The 20,033-nt window shown below is 63.0% G+C and carries 19 protein-coding genes; 6 read left to right on the forward strand and 13 right to left on the reverse strand.

Going from position 1 to position 20,033, the window contains the following annotated elements; genetic code table 11:
• Nucleotides 1-28 precede the first annotated feature (28 nt).
• On the forward strand, nt 29-1,894 hold the full coding sequence (gene ilvD, locus H143_RS0115665) for a dihydroxy-acid dehydratase (protein WP_019939210.1): 1,866 nt from the start codon (nt 29-31) through the stop codon (nt 1,892-1,894).
• Between the two features lie 53 nt (nt 1,895-1,947).
• Here the strand turns inward: ilvD and H143_RS0115670 are convergent, their stop codons facing one another.
• From H143_RS0115670 to H143_RS0115700, 7 genes are all read right to left on the reverse strand, one after another.
• A complete protein-coding gene (locus H143_RS0115670) occupies nt 1,948-2,715 on the reverse strand; it encodes an IclR family transcriptional regulator (RefSeq protein ID WP_033365541.1) in 768 nt (255 codons plus the stop codon).
• A gap of 12 nt (nt 2,716-2,727) precedes the next feature.
• Nucleotides 2,728-3,480 (reverse strand): amino acid ABC transporter ATP-binding protein, encoded by a 753-nt coding sequence (locus H143_RS0115675; protein WP_019939212.1) that lies wholly within the window; start codon nt 3,478-3,480, stop codon nt 2,728-2,730.
• On the reverse strand, nt 3,477-4,121 hold the full coding sequence (locus H143_RS0115680) for an amino acid ABC transporter permease (protein ID WP_019939213.1): 645 nt from the start codon (nt 4,119-4,121) through the stop codon (nt 3,477-3,479). Before H143_RS0115680 ends, H143_RS0115675 begins: the two co-directional genes overlap by 4 nt.
• Nucleotides 4,122-4,140: 19 nt before the next feature.
• The gene (locus tag H143_RS0115685) at nt 4,141-4,851 is read right to left on the reverse strand and encodes an amino acid ABC transporter permease (RefSeq protein ID WP_019939214.1); all 711 of its coding nucleotides are present in this window, start codon (nt 4,849-4,851) and stop codon (nt 4,141-4,143) included.
• 37 nt (nt 4,852-4,888) lie between these two features.
• On the reverse strand, nt 4,889-5,722 hold the full coding sequence (locus H143_RS0115690) for a transporter substrate-binding domain-containing protein (RefSeq protein WP_026350131.1): 834 nt from the start codon (nt 5,720-5,722) through the stop codon (nt 4,889-4,891).
• Nucleotides 5,723-5,968: 246 nt separating this feature from the next.
• Entirely contained in the window at nt 5,969-6,745 is a 777-nt protein-coding gene (locus H143_RS0115695) for a ferredoxin--NADP reductase (protein ID WP_019939216.1), read from the reverse strand.
• Between the two features lie 175 nt (nt 6,746-6,920).
• Nucleotides 6,921-7,820 carry a pirin family protein gene (locus tag H143_RS0115700; protein ID WP_019939217.1) on the reverse strand — a complete coding sequence of 300 codons (900 nt, stop codon included), beginning with the start codon at nt 7,818-7,820 and terminating at the stop codon, nt 6,921-6,923.
• Between the two features lie 282 nt (nt 7,821-8,102).
• Here H143_RS0115700 and H143_RS20890 point away from each other — a divergent pair, with 282 nt between their 5' ends.
• From H143_RS20890 to H143_RS0115720, 4 genes are read left to right on the forward strand one after another with little or no spacing between them, the layout of a single operon-like run.
• On the forward strand, nt 8,103-9,080 hold the full coding sequence (locus H143_RS20890; protein ID WP_019939218.1) for a UDP-2,3-diacylglucosamine diphosphatase: 978 nt from the start codon (nt 8,103-8,105) through the stop codon (nt 9,078-9,080).
• Nucleotides 9,081-9,083: 3 nt separating this feature from the next.
• The gene (locus H143_RS0115710) at nt 9,084-9,668 is read left to right on the forward strand and encodes a DedA family protein (protein WP_019939219.1); all 585 of its coding nucleotides are present in this window, start codon (nt 9,084-9,086) and stop codon (nt 9,666-9,668) included.
• 4 nt (nt 9,669-9,672) lie between these two features.
• Nucleotides 9,673-10,893 (forward strand): glycosyltransferase, encoded by a 1,221-nt coding sequence (locus H143_RS21700; RefSeq protein WP_019939220.1) that lies wholly within the window; start codon nt 9,673-9,675, stop codon nt 10,891-10,893.
• The gene (locus H143_RS0115720; protein WP_019939221.1) at nt 10,890-11,615 is read left to right on the forward strand and encodes a glycosyltransferase family A protein; all 726 of its coding nucleotides are present in this window, start codon (nt 10,890-10,892) and stop codon (nt 11,613-11,615) included. Before H143_RS21700 ends, H143_RS0115720 begins: the two co-directional genes overlap by 4 nt.
• A 71-nt stretch (nt 11,616-11,686) precedes the next feature.
• On the opposite strand, the gene H143_RS0115725 is transcribed toward H143_RS0115720, so the two are convergent.
• Entirely contained in the window at nt 11,687-12,397 is a 711-nt protein-coding gene (locus H143_RS0115725; RefSeq protein WP_019939222.1) for a pirin family protein, read from the reverse strand.
• 192 nt (nt 12,398-12,589) lie between these two features.
• On the opposite strand from H143_RS0115725, the gene H143_RS0115730 reads away from it, so the two are divergent.
• A complete protein-coding gene (locus H143_RS0115730; RefSeq protein ID WP_033366760.1) occupies nt 12,590-13,522 on the forward strand; it encodes a LysR family transcriptional regulator in 933 nt (310 codons plus the stop codon).
• Nucleotides 13,523-13,551: 29 nt separating this feature from the next.
• On the opposite strand, the gene H143_RS0115735 is transcribed toward H143_RS0115730, so the two are convergent.
• The 5 genes from H143_RS0115735 to glnA form a co-directional block, all read right to left on the reverse strand.
• Entirely contained in the window at nt 13,552-14,901 is a 1,350-nt protein-coding gene (locus tag H143_RS0115735; protein ID WP_019939224.1) for an ATP-binding protein, read from the reverse strand.
• Entirely contained in the window at nt 14,901-15,563 is a 663-nt protein-coding gene (locus H143_RS0115740; protein ID WP_019939225.1) for a response regulator transcription factor, read from the reverse strand. Before H143_RS0115740 ends, H143_RS0115735 begins: the two co-directional genes overlap by 1 nt.
• Nucleotides 15,564-15,884: 321 nt before the next feature.
• Nucleotides 15,885-17,366, reverse strand: a complete 1,482-nt coding sequence (gene ntrC / locus H143_RS0115745; RefSeq protein WP_019939226.1) for a nitrogen regulation protein NR(I) — start codon at nt 17,364-17,366, stop codon at nt 15,885-15,887.
• Nucleotides 17,367-17,445: 79 nt separating this feature from the next.
• Nucleotides 17,446-18,510 carry a nitrogen regulation protein NR(II) gene (gene glnL, locus H143_RS0115750; RefSeq protein ID WP_019939227.1) on the reverse strand — a complete coding sequence of 355 codons (1,065 nt, stop codon included), beginning with the start codon at nt 18,508-18,510 and terminating at the stop codon, nt 17,446-17,448.
• A 33-nt stretch (nt 18,511-18,543) separates the two neighbouring features.
• Entirely contained in the window at nt 18,544-19,956 is a 1,413-nt protein-coding gene (gene glnA, locus H143_RS0115755) for a type I glutamate--ammonia ligase (RefSeq protein WP_019939228.1), read from the reverse strand.
• Between the last annotated feature and the right edge of the window lie 77 nt (nt 19,957-20,033).

The following is a 20,033-nucleotide window of genomic DNA, read 5'->3' on the forward strand; positions in this document are numbered from 1 at the left end:
CTCATAAAACGACCTGAGGAGCCCCGCTATGCCGCACTACCGATCCCGTACCACCACGCACGGACGCAACATGGCCGGCGCGCGCGCGCTGTGGCGCGCGACAGGCATGCAGGACGGGGACTTTGGCAAGCCGATCATCGCGGTGGTCAACTCGTTCACGCAGTTTGTGCCGGGGCACGTGCACCTGAAGGACCTGGGGCAGTTGGTGGCGCGCCAGATCGAGGCAGCCGGTGGGGTGGCCAAGGAGTTCAACACCATTGCGGTGGACGATGGTATTGCCATGGGCCATGGCGGCATGCTGTATTCGCTGCCCTCGCGCGAACTGATCGCCGACTCGGTGGAGTACATGGTCAACGCGCACTGCGCCGACGCCATGGTGTGCATCTCGAACTGCGACAAGATCACCCCGGGCATGCTCATGGCCGCCATGCGGCTGAACATTCCGGTGGTGTTCATCTCGGGCGGGCCGATGGAGGCGGGCAAGATCGCCTCGCCGGCCGGCGGCAAGGTGAGCGCCAAGATCGACCTGATCGATGCCATGATCAAGGCGGCCGATCCGGGCATCACCGACGCGCAGGCCGAAGAGTATGAGCGCAGCGCCTGCCCCACCTGCGGCTCGTGCTCGGGCATGTTCACGGCCAACTCCATGAACTGCCTGACCGAGGCGATCGGCCTGTCGCTGCCGGGCAACGGCACCATTGTGGCCACGCACGCCTGGCGCCGCGGTCTGTTCGAAGAGGCCGGTCGCTTGGTGGTCGAGCTGTGCCGGCGCTACTACGAGCAGGACGACGTCTCGGTGCTGCCGCGCAACATTGCCACCAAGAGCGCCTTCGCCAACGCCATGACGCTGGACGTGGCCATGGGTGGCTCGACCAACACGGTGCTGCATCTGCTGGCCGCGGCCCAGGAAGGGGGCGTGGACTTCACCATGGCCGACATCGACCGGATCTCGCGGCGCGTACCCTGCCTGTGCAAGGTGGCCCCCTCCACCGACAAGTACCACATCGAGGACGTGCACCGCGCCGGGGGCATCATCGGCATCCTGGGCGAGCTGGCGCGCGCGGGCCTGCTGGATCTGTCCTGCGGTAATGTGCATAGTGGCACGCTGGGCCAGGCGATCGTCAAGTGGGACGTGACGAACGAAAGCAACGAAGAAGCGCGCAAGTTCTTCCGCGCCGCGCCCGGCGGCATTCCCACCACCGTGGCGTTCAGCCAGGACGCGACCTTCCTCACGCTGGATGCGGACCGCAAGTCCGGCTGCATCCGCAGCCAGGAACACGCTTACTCCAAGGATGGCGGCCTGGCCGTGCTGTACGGCAACCTGGCCGAGAAAGGGTGCATCGTAAAAACAGCCGGCGTGGATGAATCGCAATGGACCTTCACCGGGCGCGCGCGCGTGTTCGAAAGCCAGGACGATGCGGTCGAAGGCATCCTGGGCGATAAGGTCGTGCCGGGCGACGTGGTGGTGATTCGCTACGAAGGCCCCAAGGGCGGTCCGGGCATGCAGGAAATGCTCTACCCGACCTCGTACCTGAAGTCCAAAGGCCTGGGCAAACACTGCGCTCTGTTTACCGACGGGCGCTTCTCGGGCGGCTCCTCGGGCCTGGTGATCGGCCATGCTTCGCCCGAAGCGGCCCAGGGCGGCGCCATCGGCCTGGTCGAGGACGGCGACACCATCGAGATCGACATCCCCAACCGCCGCATGCACTTGGCCGTATCCGACGCCGAGCTGGCCAAGCGCCGCGCCGTCATGCAGGCGCGCGGCGAGAAGGCCTGGAAGCCGCAGAACCGCGTGCGCGAGGTGTCCCTGGCGCTGCAGGCCTATGCGGCCCTGGCCACCTCGGCCGATCGCGGCGCCGTGCGCGATCTGGCCCAATTGGCCGGGCCGCGATAGGCCGGGCCGCGATTAGGCCGGGCTGCGCGCCACCCCGTCGACCGGATTCCGGCTCAAAAACGGCCGGACAGTTCCGACAGTGCTTTCGAGGACTCGATCAAGTCCTCGAGCATGGCCGAGCGCTTATGCGGATCGATGTCGCGGCTCGTCATGAAGCAGAGCGCGGCGACGCTCTGGCCTGCACGGCCCATGATCGGTGCCGCCATGCAATAGCGGAATGCATGCGACAGGCCCTCGGTGCAGCAATAGCCCTGCGCCGCCGCGTGTTCGACATCCCGAAGGAAGTCGTCGAATCCGACACGCTGGCCGTTCTCGAGCACGAAGTCGTCGGCCGGGATCAGCGCACGTATTTCGTCTGTGCCCAGGTGACCGAGCAGCAAGCGCCCGGTTGCGGTCCACGGAATCGGCACCTTGACGCCGATCTCGGAGCTGACATTGAACGGCCGGGTGCCGCTGGTTTCAGACAGCACCACGGTGTATTTATTGCCTTCGAGAATGCAAAGCTGCGTGGTCTCGTCGTATTTGCGCACGAGATCCAGAATGGTCTGGTGCGCACGGCGGATCAAATCGTTATGCAGGGCATAGTCGGCGCCGTAGTAGTGCATGACGCGGCCGAAGAACACGGCGCCGTCGGCGGCCGTCTCGAGCCAGCCGGCCTCGGTAAGAATGGTCACGAGTTCATAGATGCTGGATCGCGGCGCACCCGTCGCGTCGATCAGCTCGCGCATCGTCATCGGCCGGCGCGCGGCATGCAGCTGGTCGAGTATATCGACTACGCGATCGACGCCTCTTGCTCTTGCTGCGCTAGGTATGGCTGCCATCCGTCTAGTCCGTCAATGATCGAGCACGCGATGCAGGAACTGGCGCGTGCGGTCCTGCTGCGGGTTGGTAAAAAAGTTCTCGGGCTCGCCTTGCTCGGCGATCACCCCCTTGTCCATGAATACGATGCGGTCGGCAGTCTTGCGCGCGAAACCCATTTCGTGCGTGACGACGACCATAGTCATGCCATCGCGCGCCAGGCCGCGCATCACTTCGGTCACCTCGCCCACGAGTTCCGGATCGAGCGCCGACGTCGCTTCATCGAAAAACATAATGTGTGGTTCGACGGCGAGCGACCGCGCGATCGCGACGCGCTGCTGCTGGCCGCCCGACAACTGGCTAGGATAATGCTCGGCGCGATCAGCCAGGCCGACCCGATCGAGCGCCGACATTGCGCGCTGCTTGGCTTGATCCGGCGTCAACTTGCGCGCCTTGATTAGCGCGAGCATCACATTGCCCAGCGCGGTCTTGTGCGGAAATAGGTTGAATTGCTGAAACACCATGCCCACATGGCCGCGGATTTCCTTGGCGCGGCGCGCGTCGTGCAGCGGTACGTCGTTGACCCATACCTCGCCGGCATCCGAGGTTTCGAGACCAGCCATGATGCGCAGCACAGTGCTCTTGCCAGAGCCGGAAGCGCCGATCAGTACAAGGACCTCGCTCTGCCTGACGTCCAGATTGATCTGCTGCAGCACCCTGGTCGTGCCGAATGCCTTGCTGACGCCGGACAAGGTGATGACGGACTTGCTGGAAGTATGGGCGGTCATGAAAGACTCCTGCGGTCGTGGTGGCGCACCCACTGCGACAGCGGGAAGCAGACAATGAAGTACAGCAGGGCGACAAGTCCGTATATCTCGATAGGCTTGCCGATGCGGTCGACGATGCCCTGGCCGCCACGCATCAGTTCGGACAGTCCGATCATGCTGACGATGGACGTATCCTTGATCAAGGACAAGTATTGGCCGATGAGCGGCGCCAGCACGATCTTGCGCGTTTGCGGCAGCACGACGGAAAAGAAGGTCTGCACTCCGGTCAGGCCCAGGATCTGCGACACCTCCCATTGCCCTTTCGGCACCGCCTCGATGCCCGAGCGGAAGATTTCGGAGATATAGGCGCCCTGATAGATACTCATTCCGATGACACCGGCCGCAAATTCATTGATGGAATAGCCGAAATAGGACACGCCGAAGTAGATGAACATCAGCGTGATCAGGATCGGCGTGCCACGGAACAGTTCCGTGTACAGTTTTGCAATGGTCGAGGTGCCCCACGGCCCGAAGGACCGCAGCACTGCCGCAAGCAACCCGATCAGCGTGCCACCGGCGATGGCGCAGACCGACAGCAGCAGCGTTACAAGCAGCCCTTGGAGCAGCGTCGACAGACTGGCCATGAGCAGTGCGGTAGACATGTGATATCTCCGTAGCGGTTCAAGCGCGCGATGGGCGGCGCGCAAGCAGGCTGCGCGTGCGTTGCCTGAGCACGAGCGGGGGATGGAACGAGCGTTTGCCTATCTGTGCGGCAATCCAGGACAGCGCGTTGCTCAATATCAGGTATGAGACCAGCGTGAAGGTAAAAGTCTGCAAATAAAGCAGCGTGCGCGAGTTGATTACGGTAGCCGTGCCAGTCAGTTCAGGCAGCGCGATGCTCGACAGCAGCGAGGTGCCGAGTAGCAGCTGGATCAGGTTGTTGACGATAGCCGGATACACCGCGCGCGCGGCCTGCGGCAGCACGACGCTGATGAATATCTGCGAACGCTGCAGCCCCAAGATCGAGGCAGCTTCGAGCTGCCCCTTGGGTACTGCCTGAATGCCTGCCCGGAACACTTCGGACAGGTACGCGCCGACGTTCACGCCGAAGGCGATCACGCCGGCCGCATATGCGTCCATATGCAGTCCGAGCGACGGCAGTCCGAAGAACACGATGAAGATTTGCAGGAGGATGGGCGTATTGCGGATCAACTCGATGTAGCAGCGGGCTGCAATGCGCAAGGTGCGGATCCGCGACGCACTTGCGAGCGCCGCGATCAGGCCAAGCACCAGCGCAAGGCAGAACGCAAGCAGCGTTACCTGCAGCGTCAGCCATCCGGCGCGGATGAAATCGGGCAGATATCCCCACAGCGTCAGCCACTGATAGCTCATAGATCCTCCGAGTTCCGTCGTGTATGCGGATGCGGCGTCAGAACTGCGGATTGAGCGGGAACTTCGGATCGGTACCGAACCACTTGTTGTACAGCTGCTTGTTCAGGCCCGACGCGTTGATGTTGAACAGGAATAGGTTCAGATAATTGAGCCAGATTTGATCGCCCTGTTTTACGCCGAATGCATTGTATTCAAGCGGAACCAGCGCATCGTCGGTCACCTTCAGCGACGGATCGAGTTTTGCCTGGTAGGCCAGGAAGTTGTTGTCCTCGATCATCGCGTCGGCCTGGCCCTGCTTGACCGCCAGGATGGCGGCCTGCGAGCTGTCGTATTCCTGGATCTTGACCGGGATACCCATAGAGCGCACTTCGTCGCCGTTGGTCGAGCCCTTGACCGTGGCTATGGTTCGGTTGGCCATGTCCTTGGCCGAATGGATGCCGCTGCTCTTGCGCACGAGCATGGCTTCACTGGCGACGACATAGGGCGAGGTGAACTCGATTTCCTTGGCGCGTTCGAGGTTGCGCGTGAAGTTGCAGAATACGACGTCGACCTTGCCGGTCTGCAGATTGGGAATGCGGTTGGCGCTGGTCGTATCGACCATCTCGAGCTTGACTCCCATTTCCTTGGCGAGCTCCTTGGCCAGATCGACGTCGTAGCCGTCGGGCTTGCCGTTCTGGTCCATGAAGCCGAAAGGCGCGAACGAGAGGCAGTCGCCGACACGCAGCATGCCGCGTTGCAGAACCTTTTGCAACGTCGAGGAGGCCGACGCATCCTGGGCGCGGGGCGCGGTCTTGGTGCAGCCGGCGATCGAAAGCAACCCTGCCATTGTGATGGCACAGGCGATTTTTGCGCTTGCTCTAACAAGTTTCATGACGGATGTTTCCTTGACTCTTGAATAAGGAAAGAACTAGGCGTCGATCCCGTGACGTGCTCGCGCCTTACTGTATCCGATATATCAGATTTATATCTGGTATATCGGATACTTCAAGTATTTCATGGAAAAAATACCGAAACAATCGGGTTTACGCGAAGTTGTCGAAGTGGCAAGGCAAAAAAAACGCCCGTGTCTAAACGACAGCGGGCGATGGGACTTGGGAAAATAGGCCGACGCGAGGATTTACTTCTCGGCGAAGGCGCGCTCGTATACGTAATCGCCGGGTTCGCCCACGCCGGGCGAAACGTGGAAGCCGCGACTGTCCAGCATGGCGCGGATGTCGGACAGCATCTGCGGGCTACCGCAGATCATGGCACGGTCCACAGCCGGGTCCAGGGGCGGCAGGCCGATATCCTCGAAGAGTTTGCCGCTTTCGACCAGGGCCGTTATACGCCCTTGATTGCGGAACGGCTCGCGCGTGACGGTAGGGTAGTAAACGAGCTTGTCGCGCGCCATCTCACCGAAGAATTCATTCTCGGGCAGCTCGCGCTCGATGAAGTCGGCGTAGGCCAGCTCATTGGCATGGCGCACGCCGTGCAATAGCACGACTTTCTCGAAGCGCTCGTACACGCCCGGATCCTTGATGATGCTCAGGAACGGTGCCAGGCCCGTGCCGGTGGCAAACAGATACAGGTGCTTGCCCGGTTTGAGATCGTCGGCTACCAGGGTGCCCACGGGTTTCTTGCTGACGAGGATGGAGTCGCCCTCTTTCAGGTGCTGCAGACGCGACGTGAGCGGACCGTCCTGCACCTTGATGCTGAAGAACTCGAGGTTTTCCTCGTAATTGGCACTGGCGATGCTGTAGGCGCGCATCAGCGGCTTGCCCTCGACTTCCAGGCCTATCATGACGAAATGGCCGTTGTGAAAGCGCAGCGCGGTATCGCGGGTCGTGGTGAACGAGAAGAGCGTGTCGTTCCAGTGGCGTACGGAAAGTACGCGTTCGGTATTGAAGGCTGCCATGTTCGAGAAGGAAAAAGTGCCGGGACGGCCAAATTGCAAGACATTGATACTGCGGCAATTTTACCGCAGGCAGTTGACTGTTTTTCTCAACTATTCGCTATACCCTTACATTGCGGAGTTATGAAGCATCGCCGATTAAGTACCTCTGGCAATAAGGTGGCCACCATGCACGCCTTCACTGCTTCTCGGGCAATGGGATGAATTCCGTCGTGTCGCCGGGCACCACCTGATCGAAGCGATTGCGGCGCCAGTCTTCACGGGCCTGTTCGATGCGCTCTTTCCGGCTGGAGACGAAGTTCCACCATACGAAACGCGGACCGTCCAGGGGCTCGCCGCCGAGCACGGCAAAGCGCGCTGGCCCGCCGGCCGCCGTGAGCGTGACCGGACGGCCAGGCGCGAAGCTGAGCAGGCGGCCCGATTCATGCGCTTGTCCTTCCACCCGGACCGTGCCTTCGACCAGATAGGCAGCGCGTTCGACGTGTTCGGCCGGCAGGTCCAGCGAAGCGCCGGCTTCAAGCTTGACGTCGCCGTAGAAAAGCGGCGACTGCGTACGCACCTGGGAAGTGCAGCCCAGGAGCGAGCCGGCCACCACGCGGACCCAGACGCCCTCGCCTTCGATCACGGGCTGCGCATCCAGGCCATAGTGGGAAAAACCAGGATCCATTTCTTCCCTGTCGCGCGGCAGCGCCACCCACATCTGCAGGCCGAAGACGCGTTGGTCGATGCGGCGGTCCTCGGGCGTGGACCGTTCAGAATGCACGATGCCCCGGCCGGCGGTCATCCAGTTGATCTCGCCAGGTTCGATGAGCTGGATACTGCCCACGCCGTCGCGGTGCATGATCGAGCCGTCGTAAAGATAGGTGACAGTCTCCAGGCCGATGTGCGGGTGCGGCCGCACATCGATGCCCGCGCCAGCGGGCAGCACTGCAGGCCCCATTTCGTCCAGGAAGACGAAGGGACCTACTGTGCGCTTCTGCATCGATGGCAGCGCGCGCCGCACTTCGAAGTTTCCGATATCGCTCGCGCGCGGGACCACGACGGTCTCAAGGGCACTTGCGGGACTAAATTCGGACATGGCGCGCTCCAGAGTGGGTCAAGGACGGCCGATTATCGCCGAATGCCCGCGTGCAGCGGCCATGCACTCCTCGGTGGGTGGGGCGGTCCTGGAGTATCGAGTCCCCGGCGACCGCCGATCCCTCAAAGCCGTCTTAACTTTGTCTTAAGTTTCGACGGCCTATCCTTTCGGGGCGGATAATGAATAAATCGCACAGGACGTCACGCTTTGAATACGGGAGATTTCGACCATGACACCAGCTCTTTGCGCAATCGGCCAGGTAAAGAAAAGTTGACAGACAGGATGCAGGCATGCAGCGCCGCAGTGCGCGAGTTGGGCGGGATAGACGTGCTTTTCGAATCCCTCGGCAGCACCCATACGCGATCCCTGAACGAAGCGCAGACGGAACCCCCGCATCGAGAGCGGCCAGCGCATAGCAAGCAGCCCGCCTCCCTGGCCAGCCAGCCGACGCGCGTTCGCGCCTTGTTCCTGTCAGACCTGCATCTGGGCACGCGAGGTTGCCAAGCCGAACTGCTCCTGGAATTTCTGCGGCAGCACGATGCGGACACAATATTTCTGATTGGTGACATCGTCGAAGGCCGGCGTCTCAAGTCGCGGCGCCGATGGGCCGAAAGACACCGCGCGGTTATGGCCGAATTGTTCGCAAAAGTGCATGGCGGCACCCGAATCGTCTACGTACCCGGCAATCACGACCAACTGCTGCGCCAATATGCCGGCCTGCATCTGGGCGGTATCGAGATCGCCTTGAACGCGATCCATGAAACGCTGGACGGGCGGCGTTTTCTCGTCACGCATGGCGATCAGTTCGACGTAGTGCTGCATCGTATGCCTTGGCTGGCCTGCGCCGGCCATACCGCCTACCATGGGTTGCTCGCCCTGAACGCCGGCCTCAACATGATCCGACGCCGCATCGGACTGGGCCATTGGTCGCTGTCGGCCTGGGCCAAGTACCGGGTCAAACGCGTCGTCAACTACATCAGCCATTTCGAGGACAGCCTGGTTGCCCAGGCGCAGCAATACGGCGCGCACGGCATCGTATGCGGCCACATTCATCATCCATCGGACCATCTTCTCGGAGAAATCCGCTATCTGAACACCGGCGATTGGGTAGAATCCTGCTCGGGCATCGTCGAACACGAAGACGGTCGCTTCGAGCTTTTGTGCTGGCACGGCCAAACCGGCGCGCGCCAGCGCCGCTCGGGCTGGCGCCGCTTTGGCCGCGCTGCGGCCAAAGCGCAGGACTGGCCGACGGAGGTATGAACGATGTCATCGCTCGACTGGATTTCCTCAAGCATCGCCAGCTACGGCTACGTGGCCCTGTTTGCCGCCGCCGTGCTCGAGGGGCCGATCGCGACGGTTATCGGCGCCTTTCTCGCTTCGCAGGGACTGCTGGACCTGAGCGGTGTCTACGCGACCGTCGTGCTCGGCGATCTGGCCGGGGATTTGCTTTATTACTACGCCGGCCGGTTCGGCAGTATGCCTGGACGGCGTTGGGGCAGCGTACTTAGCGCTCGCCGCCAGCGGCATCTGAAGACCGTGCAGGCGCATCTGAGCCGGCATGCCGGCAAAACACTGTTGTTTGGCAAGCTCACGCACGCGGCTGGTTTCCTGGTGCTGCTCGCGGCCGGCGCGGCGCAGATACCGCTGCCCCGTTTTCTCGGCTACAACCTGCTGGGGACGCTTCTCAAGTCGGCAGCCTTCGTTCTGCTCGGTTACTTCGCTGGCGCGGCCTACCACCGCATCGATACTTACCTGTGGCTCGCGTCCTGCGGGGTAATCGCGCTGATCGGCATTGCCGCGGGCGTTGTGCTGCGCCGCCGCTACACGCCCGATCTGTCGGAGACCTGAGCCAATGCGCATCGCCTTCTTCACCGACAGCTTCTACCCCGAACTCGGCGGCATACAGGACTCCATCCTGCTGACGGCCCGCGCACTCGGGGAGCGAGGCCATGACATCGTGATCTATGCGCCGAGCGCCTCGCCGCGCGACTACCGCCTCGCGGGTCTGCCCGTCGAGGAGATCGATCTGGGCGAACGGGTCCGGGTGCGGCGCCTGTTTTCCGTGCCGGTACCGAGTTCGACCGGCCAGTCGCGACTGTTGCTGCCTACCGGCCAGCGCTGGCGCGGGCTCGCACGCTGGCAGCCCGACGTGCTGCATACCCATACTTTCCTCGGCGCAGGCTGGGAAGCGCTTGCCGCCGTCCGGCACCTGCGGGTACCGCTCGTGGGTACCAACCACTGGGCAATCGGCGAATTCAGCATGTACGCACCGATAGCCGCGCGGCAGTTTGCGCGCTACAGCGTCAAGGCTGCGACGGCATACTACAACCGCTGCGCGCTCGTCACGGGTCCGTCGCGCTCGGTGCTCGATGAAATGCTCGCATCCGGGTTGCGCAAGCCCGCGCAAGTGGTATCTAACCCGATCGATACCGTGCTTTTTCGGCCGGGTGCGGCCGGCGAGCGGCAGGCGCTCAAGCGCTGCCTCGGATTTTCCGATTCGACCATTCTTTATGCGGGCCGGCTCGCGGTCGAGAAGAACATCGACGTGCTCGTGCGGGCACTTGCGATCGTTGCCCGGGACGTACCCGATGCGATGCTCGCCCTGGCCGGGCACGGCACCGCCCGCTCCCGGCTGGAGCAACTTGCGGCCGAACTCGGTATCGGCCATCGGGTAAAGTTTTTGGGCACGCTCGATAAACCGGCGCTGGCGCAGGCCTATCGTGCAGCGGACGTTTTCGCGATCGCCAGCACGTCCGAGACGCAGAGCATGGTGTTGCTGCAGGCGATGAGCTCGGGGTTGCCCGCCGTCGGGGCGCGCTGGCGCGCCTTGCCCGAATACATTGCCGACGACGCGGGGTTGCTGGCCGAACCCGGCGATGCCGACCAGTTTGCCGCGCACCTGCTGTCGCTCCTGCGCGAGCCGGCGATGCGCGCGCGTATGGGTGAATGCGCCTGGGCGAAAACCCGCCGCTTCGGTCTGGCCGAGACGGTCACCGCATGGGAACGGATCTACGCGGCGGCGGGTGCCGCACACGGAATCGAACAACACAACGAGCTAGGAGCGTTTGGATGAAGTTGAGCGTCGTCATTCCCGCCTACAACGAAGAAGACTATTTGCATGCCTGTCTCGAATCGGTCTCGGCCGAGCTGCAAGCGAATGCGGCCCGCGGCGCCTTCGAGATCGTCGTCGTCGACAATGCGAGTACCGATGGCACGGCGCAGGTCGCTTCGGCCTTTCCCCTGGTGCGGGTGGTGGCCGAACCACGCAAAGGGTTGACGCATGCCCGCCAATGCGGCCTGGAGGCGGCTCGCGGAGAAATCCTGGCCTATGTGGATGCCGATACGCGCATGCCGCCGGGCTGGGTCGCACGCGTGCTCGATACCTACGAACGCGATGCCGACGTCGTGTGCGTGAGCGGACCTTATGTCTATGACGAGCTGTCGCGGGCCAAGCGCGCTTTCGTACAGCTTTACTGGCGGCTGCTGGCCATGCCCATGTACCGCTTCACGCACTACATGGCGGTCGGCGGAAATTTCGCCGCGAGCAAGGCTGCGCTCCTGCGCATAGGCGGATTCGATACAACGATCTCGTTTTACGGCGAGGACACGAACATCGCCCGTCGTCTGGCGCAGGAGGGCAAGGTGGTTTTCGACTTGCGGCTTGTGATGCGTACATCGGCGCGGCGCTTGCAAGACGAAGGGTTCGCCACGACCGCAGTGCGCTACGCGCTGAACTTCGGATCGGAAGTTCTCCTGAAGCGGCCCCTAACCCGCCAATACCGCGATATCCGCTAAAGACGCGGCGCGCGGGCAGACCCGGGCATTCGCCGGGCGCATCGATGTCGATGTGCCCGGCGCAATACCGGTCAACGATCGTTTGACGGCAGCTCGAACACCAGGACTTCGGCGTTCGCGCCTTCTTCCAGTACCACCTTGGCCTCTTCGCTCAAGGCCAGGGCGTCGCCCTCGCCCAGCTTCTGGCCGTTGACCGTAAGATTGCCGCGGGCTAGGTGGACCCAGGCACTGCGGCCAGCGGCCAGCGGCAGCGTGGCCGACTCAGCTCCGTCGAACAGGCCGGCGTACAGGCGCGCATCCTGGTGTATGACCATGGAGCCGTCGGCGCCGTCGGGGGAGACCAGTTGGCAGAGCCGTCCGCGCTTTTGCGCGTCGGAGAATTTCTTCTCCTCGTACTCGGGCGCGATGCCGCTCACATCAGGTTCGATCCAGATTTGCAGCATATGCGTCGGCTTGTCGGTTCGCGGATTGAATTCCGAGTGCAGAACGCCGCTGCCGGCGCTCATGCGCTGGACATTTCCCGGTTCGATGGTCGAGCCGCTGCCCATGCTGTCCTTGTGGGCGATGGCGCCGTCGAGCACATAGGTGATGATCTCCATGTCCCGATGCCCGTGCGTGCCAAAACCGCGCCCCGCCGCGATGCGGTCGTCGTTGATGACACGCAGCGGACCGAATCCCATGTGATTGGCATCGAAGTAATTGGCGAAGGAAAAGGTGTGATAGCTGTCGAGCCAGCCGTGGTTGGCGTGGCCGCGATGATGGGCTGGGCGTGGGGTAAGCATGGCAGTTTCCTCAGTGGTCGGTGAATGGCCTTGCATGAGAGGGTTGCGCTCGCTTTCTCTCGCAATTCAGGCCTGATGTGATGCATTATGCGCATGCGCGGCGGCCTTGATGGCGAACCATCTTGATGAGATCATTCAAATTATTTGAATGATCCATATTCCTCCGCCCTCCCCCGATTGCAGGCTTTCATCATGTCCCAGCGGCAACCCATCACGCCCGAACTGCTTTTCATGGTCGACGCCATTGCCCGGCACGGCAGTTTCGCCCGGGCGGCGCGGGAACTCGGCAAGGTCCCCTCGGCGGTCACTTACGCGATCCGCAAGCTGGAGGATGGCCTGGACGTGCTGCTGTTCGACCGCAGCGGCCACCGCGCCCAGCTCACCCCGGCAGGTCAGACGCTATTGCGCGACGGCCGCCGCGTGCTGCAGTCGCTCGATGACTTGGCTTATCGGGTCAGGCGCGTGGCCACGGGCTGGGAGGTGGAGCTGCGAATTGCGGTCAGCGCACTGCTGCCCTGGCGGCCGTTCTACGATTTGATCGAAGCGTTTCGTCAGGTAGGCGTAAGTACGACCCTGCGCTTTACCGCCGAGGTATTGAGCGGCAGCTGGGACGCCCTGGTCTCGGGCCGGGCCGATCTGGTCATCGGCGCCGATGCGGCCGGCGCTCCGGCCGGCGCTTTTCAGTCCCAGGCCATGGGACGCGCGCGATTTAGCTTCTGCGTCGCGCCGCACCACCCCCTGGTTGCGGTGGCCGACCAGCGCAAGCTGACAGCCCAGGACATCGCCGCGCACTGCGCCGTCGTCGTGTCCGACACGTCGCGCGACCTCCCCCCGCGCACGCGCGGCCTGCTCACGCAGCAACCCATGATCATCATGCCCACCATGCAGGACAAGATCGAAGCACAGGTGCGCGGGCTGGGCTGCGGGTATCTTCCTTTGTCGCTGGCCTCGACCTACATCGCCAACGGCCTGCTGGTGGCTTGCGACACTGAAGAAGGCATCGCTATGTACGAGGACCTGGCCTATGCCTGGCAGGCCAAGCGGCCTGGAGCGGGTCTGGCGTGGTGGCTGGACAAGCTCAAGTCGCCAAGATTGTGCGCCAGCCTGCTGGACGGCCACCGCTGAAGGACTGCGGCGACCGCCAGCCGCCTTCATCATCGCGGCGGACGGATCGACGCGGGCAGCCTGATGCGCACGCCGAGTCCCCGACCTTCGATGCCGGCCGCATATTCCAGCTTTCCACCCAATTGGGTCACGATACGCGCGACGATCGACAGCCCCAGGCCGCTGCCCTTTTCAGTATGGTCGGCACCGCGAAAAAAACGATCGTTCAAGCGCGACATATCCTGCGGGTCTACACCCGGACCGTCGTCCTTGACTTCCAGACCAAAGGCTCCAGCCTCGTTGCATGCGGCAATCTCTATGCGGCCTCCCGCGCGGCCGTACTTGATCGCGTTGTCGACAAGGTTGTCGAACAGTATGCGCACCAGCGCAGGCGGCGCCTGCACCATGACCTGCCCGCCGGATCGCAACACGAGTGACATCTGCTTGCGCTGGGCATTGGCATGCTGCTCAGCCAGGCACGCCTGAGCTGTCTGGGCGAGGTCGACCCATGAACTGGGCAGCGGCGTGCTTTCTTCAAGCCGGGCCAGCGCCAGCAACTGATCGGCCAGGTGGGCACTTCGGTCGACTGCGTCCACCACGCGCTGCATCGCGCGCCGCTGGCGTTGCGGGTCCCGCGCGGTGAGGGCCACCTGCGCCTGGACCTTGATTGCGGCAAGCGGCGTCTTGAGTTCGTGCGCCGCATCGCTCGTAAAAGCACGCTCGCGGTCGAGCGACTGGCGCAGACGCCGCAGCAGCATATTGAGGGCGGAAACCAGGGGCACCACTTCGTCGGGAATGTTCTTGATCTCGATAGTCTCGAGACTGTCGGAGGAGCGCTCCTCGATTGCCTTGGACAATATGCGCAGGGGCGTCAGGCTTCTTCCAATAGCGATCCAGATCAATACGGCGAGCACGGGTAGCGCAAACAGGAGCGGACGCGCAACGCGTTTCGCGCTCACGGCGGACACGGCGGAACGATGCGAGCACTGCTCGAAAATGCGCACGATGCGACCGCGCGCAGGGTCGCCGGTCGTATAGACATACCATCTCGCGCGCTCCGCCGATTGGCCGCCAGCCGCGCGCCCGGGCAGCGCAAATGCCGGAACGCCCGGGCTGGCAGCCAGCACGCGGCCATCGGTGGCCATGATCTCGTACAGCAGGGGCATCGGCTGATCATTGTCCCCGTCGTCGTCCCGCGGAGGGACGCTTGCTTTTGCGAAGACCGGCAAATCGTCCAGGTCCAGCACGAGCAATGCGCGGGCGACCTGTTCGACGCGCGCCTTGTCCCACTCCCCGACCTCATGGGCAGCCTGGCGATAACTCGAGTAAAGCGAATACAACCAGACCGCCGCGACGCCGGACAGCACGATTAAGGTCAAACGCTGTCGGATCGAGCCCATTATGTTGGCGCCTCGATCACGTAGCCGATGCCGCGGATGGTGCGGATCAATGCCGAACCCAGTTTCTTGCGCAGGTTCGACACATGGACTTCGATCGCGTTGCTTTCGATCTCTTCGTTCCAGCCATATAGGCTGTCCTGCAGTCGGGCGCGGGAGAGCGGCCGGCCCTGGCTTCCCAGAAGCTCGACCAGCAGTGCGCACTCGCGCGAGGTCAGCCCGATGCGTTCGCTTCCGCGCATGACCGTAAGACGCTGCGGGTCGACAATCAGACCGCCGTATTCGATTGTGTCGGTGCCGCGGCCTTGCGAGCGCCGCACGAGCGCACGGCAGCGTGCGATCAGCTCGGTCAGATCGAACGGCTTGCCGACATAATCGTCCGCTCCGGCGCCCAGGCCACTCACCCTGTCGGCAACGGCGTCGCGCGCAGTCATGACCAGGACCGGCGTATGGTCACCGCGCTTGCGTATCCAGTCGAGCAGTTCGGTGCCGGATATATGGGGCAGGCCGAGATCGAGTATGACCAGATCGTATGGCGTGGTCGCCATCGCCAGTTGGGCCTGCCTGCCATCGTACGCCCAGTCGACCGCCATGCCCACTTCGGCCAGCCCGTCCTCGACCCCACTGCCTATCAACCTATCGTCCTCGACGAGTAATACACGCATCGCTTCGGTTCCAGTTCAATGCGAAAAGCCACTATCGCAGCAACAATAACCGCTTGATCCGACGCATATCAAGAGCGTGTGCAATGCCGCCGATACTTAAGATTTCGCTAATGCGAGATCCTTAAAGTTTGCGGCGTTAAGCGCGCCATTGCGACATTTTTCTATTCCTGGATTTTCACGCCGACCCGGTAGCGCACGATCGCATACCTGCGCCGTCTCGCCGCGGGGGGCCCGGCCCGCGCCGCAGAAGCCAAAATAGGGGTACCCGCAAGCCGCAAATGAATAATTCAAAAGCGAGGCAGCATGCCGGTGAACGGCGGCTTATTCGTCTTCGATGCCGAGCTCGCGCAGCTTGCGCGTGATGGTATTGCGGCCTATGCCCAATCTGGAGGCGGCTTCGACGCGACGGCCGCGGCTGGCGTCCAGCGCGCTCTGCAGTAGGATCTTCTCGAACTGGCGCGTGAGCGTGGTCATGACGGCGGGTTCGCCGCGATCAAGGCGTCGCCGTGCGTCGCGCATCAAGGCATCCTCCCAGGAGTCCAGCGCGGCGGCTTCTGCGCCCGCCGCAAGCGTGGGAGTATGGGTTGCCGGCATTGATACAGGCCTGGCAAGAGCACCTGCCACCGCCCCGCCCTGCTCCATCGCCCGGATTTCCGGCGGCAGATCGTTGCGGTCTATGGTCTGGCCGGGCGCCATCACGGTGAGCCAGTGGCAGAAATTTTCCAACTGCCGCACATTGCCCGGAAAGTCAAAGCGCGTGAGCACGGCGATGGCCGCGGGCGTAAGCCGCTTGACCGGCACGCCCAGTGCACGCGCGCTGCTGGCCAGGAAATGATTGGCCAGCGCCGGAATGTCCTCAATGCGTTCGCGCAGCGGCGGCAGGCGCAGGCGGATCACGTTCAGGCGGTGGAACAGATCTTCGCGGAACAGACCTTGCTCCACGCGCTGCTCCAGCGGCTGGTGGGTGGCGGCCACGATGCGCACGTCCACACGCACCGGCTGCGAACCACCTATGCGGTAGAAACTGCCTTCTGCCAGCACGCGCAACAGGCGCGTCTGCAACTCGATGGGCATGTCGCCGATTTCATCGAGGAACAGCGTGCCGCCGTTCGCCTCCTCGAAGCGGCCGCGCCGCAGCGTGTTGGCGCCGGTAAAGGCGCCGCGTTCGTGGCCAAAGAGTTCGGCTTCGAGCAGGTCCCGGGGAATGGCCGCCGCGTTGAGCGCGACGAACGGGCCGTTGGACCGCGATCCGTGGCTGTGCAGCGCGCGGGCCACCAGCTCTTTGCCCGTGCCCGAATCGCCGGTAATGAGTACGGAGACCCTGGACTGGGCCAGGCGCCCGATGGCGCGGAAAACTTCCTGCATGGCGGGCGAGGACGACTGCGTCATCATTCTCTCGCCGTCGAGCAGGCTGTTTTCGATCTGCGGATCGTCCTGCGCAACGCCCTCTTTCAAGGCGCGCTGGATCAGCGCCACCGCCTCGTTCACGTCGAACGGCTTGGCCAGGTAGTCGAATGCACCGCCCTGAAAGGCCGCCACGGTGCTGTCAAGATCGGCATAGGCCGTCATGACGATCACCGGCAAGGCGGGATGGCGTTCCTTGATCTGGCGCAGCAGGTCCAGGCCATTGCCGCCAGGCATGCGTATGTCGGACACCAGCGCCGCGGGCGTGTCGCGGCCCAGGGCCTGGATCACGTCGGCGGACTGGTAGAAGCTGCGCGTGGAGACGCCGGCCCGCGCCAGGGCCTTTTCCAGTACCCAGCGTATGGATTGATCGTCGTCGACTATCCAAACCGGCTTCATTGCGGCCTCCGCGCAGCCGCCCGCGACGGGCAGTTGCCTGCGCGCAGAGCAGCGAACGAAGTGAGCGTGGCAGTACACATCAGTGAATTTGTTCCATGGGGAGGATCAGGCGGAATTCGGTGTGGCGCGGACGTGATTCGAATTCGATCAGTCCGCCGTGCTGCCTCACGAAATCCTGGGCCAGGCTCAGCCCCAGGCCGGTGCCTCCTGGCCTTGCGGTGACCAGCGGGTGAAAAATGCGCTCGCGGATATGCTCGGGTACGCCTGGACCGTTGTCGATGATGGACAACACCAGCGCCAATCGATGGCGCCGATGCGCCAGCACGACCTGGCGGGCGACGCGGGTGCGCAGAACGATCTGCGGCGGCGGCACGCCGTCCGCCTCTTTTTGCAGCACCAGTTCCTGCGCAGCATTGCGCGCCACGTTCAACACCGCCTGCATCAGGCGCGCGGCATCACCCTGAAGGTCGGGCGCCGATGCGTCATAGTCGCGCTGCAGGGCGACGCGTTCGCGAAACTCCGCCTGGATCAGGGCGCAGACGCGCTCGCAGATTTCATGGATATTGACCGGTTTGGCGTCCAGCGGCTGGCGTTTGGGGCCGCTCAAACGATCGACCAGAACCTGTAGGCGGTCGGCTTCGGAAATGATGACTTGCGTGTATTCGGCCAGAGCCGCACTGGGCAGCTCGGCCTCCAGCAGTTGCGCCGCGCCGCGCAGTCCGCCCAGGGGATTCTTCACTTCGTGGGCCAGGTTGCGCAGCAGTTCGCGCTGGGATTCGATTTCTTCGACCAATCTCTGGCCGCGGTCGGCCACCGTGCGCTGCTCGATTTCGCGGGTTTCGATCAAGACCGGCCAGGGTTGACCCGACAAGGCCACCGTGGTGACGGAAACCTCGACGGACTCTTGGCCTCGCCGCAGGGACGAGAGCTGGCGCGCATCGGCGAAGATGCCGGCGGCAGCGTGTTCTATGGAAGTTTGCAGCGATGCCGGATCGTCGTAGAGTCGATCGGCCGGCAGGCCTCGCAATTGCTTGCGGGACCGGCCGAACAGATCTTCCGCGGCGGCATTGGCAAATTCGATATGGCCCTGGGCGTCCAGAAGAAATACGGACGTCGCGAGCAGTTCATAGGCATCCGTGTTCATATTCGAAAATACCAAACCGCCGGTGCAGCCGGATTACAGGCTGTAATACATATCGAACTCGACCGGATGCGTCACCGTGCGCAGACGCTGCACGTCGGCTTCCTTGAGCGCGATGTAGGCGTCGATCATGCCGTTGGTGAACACGCCGCCGCGGGTCAGGAACTCGCGGTCCTTGTCCAGCGCTTCCAGGGCCTGGTCGAGCGACGAGCACACGGTCGGGATCTGCGCGTCTTCTTCCGGGGGCAGGTCGTACAGGTTCTTGGTCGCGGGATCACCCGGGTGGATCTTGTTCTGCACGCCGTCCAGACCGGCCATCATCAGGGCCGAGAATGCCAGGTAGGGATTGGCCATGGGATCGGGGAAGCGGGCTTCGATGCGGCGGGCCTTGGGGCTGGGCACGTGCGGGATGCGGATCGAGGCCGAACGGTTGCGCGACGAGTAGGCCAGCTTGACCGGGGCCTCGAAGTGCGGGACCAGGCGTTTGTACGAATTGGTCGTCGGGTTGGTGATGGCGTTCAGGGCGCGGGCGTGCTTGATGATGCCGCCGATGTAATACAGCGCGAATTCGGACAGGCCGGCGTAGCCGTTGCCGGCGAACAGGTTCTCGCCATCCTTCCAGATGGACTGGTGCACATGCATACCCGAGCCGTTGTCGCCAACGATGGGCTTGGGCATGAAGGTGGCGGTCTTGCCGTAGGCGTGCGCGACGTTATGAACGACGTACTTCAGGACCTGGTTCCAGTCGGCGCGCTTGACCAGCGTGCTGAACTTGGTGCCGATTTCCAGCTGGCCGGGTGCCGCCACTTCATGGTGATGCACTTCGACGGGAACGCCCATGGCTTCGAGCACCAGACACATTTCCGAGCGCAGATCCTGGAAGGAATCGACCGGGGGCACGGGGAAATAACCGCCCTTGACCTTGGGACGATGGCCCAGATTGCCGCCCTCGAAATCCAGACCGGACGACCAGGGGGCTTCTTCGGAGTTGACCTTGAGGAAGCAGCCCGACATGTCTTCGCCCCATTTGACGCTGTCGAAGACAAAGAATTCGGGTTCAGGACCGAAGTAGGCGGTGTCGCCCAGGCCAGAAGACTTCAGATAGGCTTCGGCGCGCCGCGCCAGAGAGCGGGGATCGCGCTCGTAGCCCTTGCCGTCGGACGGTTCGATCACGTCGCAGGTCAGGATGAGGGTGGGTTCTTCGCGGAACGGATCCAGATTGGCGGTGTCAAGGTCGGGAGCGAGCATCATGTCCGAAGCTTCGATACCCTTCCAGCCGGCGATCGAGGAGCCGTCAAAGGCCTGGCCGGTGACCAGCTTGTCGTCATCGACGACGGAAACGGGAACCGAAACGTGCTGCTCTTTACCGATGGTGTCGGTAAAACGGAAGTCGACGAACTTGACGTCGTTCTCAGCAATCATCTTCAGAACATCTTGGGGGCTTGCCATGTCATCTCCATTGGTCATTAGGTGTCGCGGGGATATCCGCCCGGCTGACACAAGATAAGCAATATGTGTGCCAGTTC

The organism is Bordetella sp. FB-8, from assembly GCF_000382185.1.
In the GTDB taxonomy this organism is placed as follows: domain Bacteria; phylum Pseudomonadota; class Gammaproteobacteria; order Burkholderiales; family Burkholderiaceae_B; genus Bordetella.

Excerpts from the sequence above, each read along its gene's own strand:
- H143_RS0115720 (WP_019939221.1), top strand. The coding sequence starts at position 10,890 with ATGAAGTTGAGCGTCGTCATTCCCGCCTACAACGAAGAAGACTATTTG.
- glnL (WP_019939227.1), bottom strand. The coding sequence starts at position 18,510 with ATGAACACGGATGCCTATGAACTGCTCGCGACGTCCGTATTTCTTCTG.
- H143_RS0115735 (WP_019939224.1), bottom strand. The coding sequence starts at position 14,901 with ATGGGCTCGATCCGACAGCGTTTGACCTTAATCGTGCTGTCCGGCGTC.
- glnA (WP_019939228.1), bottom strand. The coding sequence starts at position 19,956 with ATGGCAAGCCCCCAAGATGTTCTGAAGATGATTGCTGAGAACGACGTC.
- H143_RS0115730 (WP_033366760.1), top strand. The coding sequence starts at position 12,590 with ATGTCCCAGCGGCAACCCATCACGCCCGAACTGCTTTTCATGGTCGAC.
- H143_RS0115695 (WP_019939216.1), bottom strand. The coding sequence starts at position 6,745 with ATGGCAGCCTTCAATACCGAACGCGTACTTTCCGTACGCCACTGGAAC.
- ilvD (WP_019939210.1), top strand. The coding sequence starts at position 29 with ATGCCGCACTACCGATCCCGTACCACCACGCACGGACGCAACATGGCC.
- H143_RS21700 (WP_019939220.1), top strand. The coding sequence starts at position 9,673 with ATGCGCATCGCCTTCTTCACCGACAGCTTCTACCCCGAACTCGGCGGC.
- H143_RS20890 (WP_019939218.1), top strand. The coding sequence starts at position 8,103 with ATGCAGGCATGCAGCGCCGCAGTGCGCGAGTTGGGCGGGATAGACGTG.
- H143_RS0115685 (WP_019939214.1), bottom strand. The coding sequence starts at position 4,851 with ATGAGCTATCAGTGGCTGACGCTGTGGGGATATCTGCCCGATTTCATC.
- H143_RS0115740 (WP_019939225.1), bottom strand. The coding sequence starts at position 15,563 with ATGCGTGTATTACTCGTCGAGGACGATAGGTTGATAGGCAGTGGGGTC.
- H143_RS0115725 (WP_019939222.1), bottom strand. The coding sequence starts at position 12,397 with ATGCTTACCCCACGCCCAGCCCATCATCGCGGCCACGCCAACCACGGC.
- H143_RS0115675 (WP_019939212.1), bottom strand. The coding sequence starts at position 3,480 with ATGACCGCCCATACTTCCAGCAAGTCCGTCATCACCTTGTCCGGCGTC.
- H143_RS0115690 (WP_026350131.1), bottom strand. The coding sequence starts at position 5,722 with ATGAAACTTGTTAGAGCAAGCGCAAAAATCGCCTGTGCCATCACAATG.
- H143_RS0115680 (WP_019939213.1), bottom strand. The coding sequence starts at position 4,121 with ATGTCTACCGCACTGCTCATGGCCAGTCTGTCGACGCTGCTCCAAGGG.
- H143_RS0115710 (WP_019939219.1), top strand. The coding sequence starts at position 9,084 with ATGTCATCGCTCGACTGGATTTCCTCAAGCATCGCCAGCTACGGCTAC.
- H143_RS0115670 (WP_033365541.1), bottom strand. The coding sequence starts at position 2,715 with ATGGCAGCCATACCTAGCGCAGCAAGAGCAAGAGGCGTCGATCGCGTA.
- ntrC (WP_019939226.1), bottom strand. The coding sequence starts at position 17,366 with ATGAAGCCGGTTTGGATAGTCGACGACGATCAATCCATACGCTGGGTA.
- H143_RS0115700 (WP_019939217.1), bottom strand. The coding sequence starts at position 7,820 with ATGTCCGAATTTAGTCCCGCAAGTGCCCTTGAGACCGTCGTGGTCCCG.